The 2,710-nt window shown below is 57.6% G+C and carries 2 protein-coding genes and 1 pseudogene; all 3 read left to right on the top strand.

The annotated features are described in order from the left end of the window. Positions 1–249: pseudogene (locus tag SMC5_RS10720) on the top strand (sugar ABC transporter ATP-binding protein); the annotation flags it as partial. Beyond that, positions 239–1,213: an ABC transporter permease gene (locus tag SMC5_RS05970; RefSeq protein ID WP_119087688.1), complete on the top strand. Its 975-nt coding sequence runs from the start codon at positions 239–241 to the stop codon at positions 1,211–1,213. The pseudogene SMC5_RS10720 and the gene SMC5_RS05970, both read left to right, overlap by 11 nt. 150 nt (positions 1,214–1,363) lie before the next feature. Then, entirely contained in the window at positions 1,364–2,425 is a 1,062-nt protein-coding gene (locus tag SMC5_RS05965) for a substrate-binding domain-containing protein (protein ID WP_119087687.1), read from the top strand. Positions 2,426–2,710: the final 285 nt, after the last annotated feature.

Genomic DNA, 2,710 nt, shown 5'->3' with positions numbered 1-2,710 from the left:
CCGACACGCGGCATCGACATCAACACGAAGCAGATGATCTACCGATTCATCAACGACCTCGCCAGGCAGGGCAAGTCCTGCATTGTCATCTCCTCCGAGCTTCCCGAAATCGTTGGCATGTGCGATCACGTTGCTGTCATGCGTGGTGGCCAGCTAGCCGGATTCGTCCAGGGGAAGGACGTCAACGAGGAAGACATCATGTTCCTGGCAACAGGTCTCAAGAAAGGAGTCCCCGCCCATGCCTGCTAAGGTTTCACTCAAGGACCGCATCAGCAATTTCAACATCGAGAAGTACGGGCCGTTTGTGGCTCTGACCGTCCTGCTGCTGATCATGCTCGTCCTCCAGCCGGAGTTCTTCAAGATCAACAACGTCGTGAACGTGCTCAAACAGGTGTCCTACATGGGCTGTATCGCCGTGGGCATGACGTTTGTCATCATCACTGGCGGCATCGACCTCTCTGTAGGCTCGATGGCGGCGATGACCGGAGGCCTCATGCTGGTGACCACGAACCACTTCAAGGGTTCCGTACCGTCTATCATCCTGGCCCTCGTCGCCGGATGCGCTCTGGCAGTTGCCTGTGGATGGGCTGTCGGTACCCTGACCACCAAAGGACGCATCGCACCATTCATTGTGACCCTTGGCACCGGAGCCATTTACCGCTCCGTCGTCCTCCAGGCGGCGAATGGAGGCGAGTTCCGGGGCGCGACCGACACCTACCCGGTCATCGGGCAAGGCTCGTTCCTGGGGATCCCATATGCCATCTTCGTCTTCCTTGTCTTCGCCGTCGTCTGTCACATTATCCTCAACAACACCCGCCTTGGCCGCTACATGTATGCGGTCGGCTCCAACGAGGACGTGGCGCGCTACTCGGCCATCAAGACGGACCGCATCAAGATCATCGCGTACATGATCCTCGGGTTTGGTGTGTTTCTCATGGCGCTGATGTTTAGCTCGCGCATCAACGCCGTCAGCAGCTCCAACTTCGGTGCGGGGCTCGAACTCGACGCCATTGCCGCGGTCGTCATTGGCGGCACGAGCATGAAGGGTGGCCGAGGGTGGATCTGGGGGACGGTTATCGGAGTCATCATTCTCGGCGTCGTCAGCAGCATGCTTAACTGGCTGAACGTCTCCGCATATCTGCAGGGCGCCGTCAAGGGCCTGGTCATTATTGCAGCCGTCCTCGTCCAGCGCGGACGAGGCGAGACGAAGTAGAACCGCAGGGCGTGACGACCTGCTGCAGCGCAAGGGGGTGAGCCGAAGAGCACGTAACGTCATAGTAGCAATAGGTTATATTGGGTAGTCTGAAACAGCGAACCAAGAGGCAGTACGACCATACAACGAGAGAAGAGAGGAGAATCAGACATGTTTAAAAAACAGATTTCCATGCTGCTTGTTGTTCTGCTTGTAGCGGTTTTCGCATTTACCGGCTGCAAGTCCACCGCAGTCACACCTCCTGTCACCACCACGCCGCCTGTTACCACGACCCCCGTCGTGACAACTGATCCGACTATCCCGACCGACACGACTCCCAAGGTTATCGGCGTCTCTGTTCCATCCGCCGACCACGGCTGGACAGGTGGCATTGTATATTACGCCCAGAAGGCTATCGCTGACTGGAAGATAAAGGATCCCAACACCACGTTCAAGCTTGTCCTTGCCGACACAGCTCAGAAGCAGGTTTCTGATGTTGAGGACCTGATGGCACAAGGCATCGACGGCCTCGTCATTCTGCCCTACGATTCCGCCACGCTAACCCCCGTCGTCGGCGAGGTCAAGAAAGCCGGCAAGTACGTCGTGGTCATCGACCGTGGCGTCCTTCCACCCGTGTTCGCCGACGTGTACGTCGCCGGCGACAACTATGCATTCGGCAAGCAGTCCGCCGAGTTCATGGTCAAGAAGCTGAACGGCAAGGGCAACATCCTCATCATGGAAGGCATTCCCTGCCAGGTCAACACCGACCGCGTCACCGGCTTCAAGGATGTCCTGAAGAACTATCCAAACATCAAGATCCTTGCTGATCAGCCTGCCAATTGGTCTCAAGCCACGGGTCTCACCCTCATGGAGAACTGGCTGCAGCAGTTCAAGACGATCAACGCAGTCTGGGCCGGCGATGACGACGTCGCGTTAGGCGCTATCCAGGCCATCAAGGAAGCTAAGCGTGAGACCGAGATGTTCATCGTGCCGGGTGCCGGCATGAAGGATATCATCAAGATGGTCATGGACGGTTCCGACTTCGTTCCGTGCGACGTTACCTATCCAGTTTCCATGGCTGGCACGGCCGTTACTCTTGCCGTCTACGGCGTCCGCAACATGCCCGTTCCTGGCTTCTACCAGTCCACGGTCCCGGCCAAGGTCATCCTGTCGGCCGACCTGATCACGAAGGACAACGCAGCCAAGTACTACGTTCCGGATTCCATCTACTAGAACCTGATACTTACGTTCTCTGCGCTGCTGCCCGGACGGGGGTCCTGTCCGGGCAGTGCCGTTACGGGTCCAGCGACTGCAGCGGTGGTGCTGACTGGTGGGTCGCCAGCGCCGGTACCGATGAGACGTGGAGAATAAACACGGGGGATGCATTGCTTCTCACGACCGACCATCAAGGAGCCACGAGAAGTGTGAGGCTGTTCAATCAGGACAATGCCCCCGTCCATGTTCTGCTGGCAACCATATGGTATGAGTAAGTTCCCCGGTGGACCTTATACTGTCATG

The organism is Candidatus Cryosericum odellii, assembly GCF_003570935.1.
GTDB lineage: Bacteria > Caldisericota > Caldisericia > Cryosericales > Cryosericaceae > Cryosericum > Cryosericum odellii.
Note: the sequence above shows the minus strand (reverse complement) of the source record. Positions and strands in the feature narration are given on the sequence as shown.